This is a genomic window from Mesorhizobium sp. M7A.F.Ca.MR.148.00.0.0 (assembly GCF_003997735.1).
GTDB lineage: Bacteria > Pseudomonadota > Alphaproteobacteria > Rhizobiales > Rhizobiaceae > Mesorhizobium.
In genome coordinates this window covers 1-240 of the sequence record NZ_RZTB01000678.1, presented here as the reverse complement: position 1 = coordinate 240, position 240 = coordinate 1, and the positions used below count along the sequence as shown (strand labels likewise).

The 240-nt window shown below is 65.0% G+C and carries 1 protein-coding gene; it reads right to left on the bottom strand.

Annotated elements, in window-relative coordinates; all coding sequences use genetic code 11:
* Positions 1 to 240: SRPBCC family protein (locus tag EOB49_RS35810; protein ID WP_281060648.1), on the bottom strand; the 240-nt coding region annotated here is incomplete at both ends.

The following is a 240-nucleotide window of genomic DNA, read 5'->3' as shown; positions in this document are numbered from 1 at the left end:
CGCGGGTGGCGCGGTACTGCCCTGCCGGATCGATGCGGAATTTGCTCGGCAAGCCAGCGGCCTCGCATTTGGCCCAGTGCGCGACCATCTCGGGGTCGCTGTCGGCGCCGTTGACGCCGGTCACGGTCGGCGCCTCGGGGAAGGTCTTGCACAGCTCAGGGTGATTGGCGACGCAGTGGTAGCATTCGCGGTTGTTTTCCCAGACCAGCTTCCAGTTGCCCTTCTCGATGATCGTGCTCT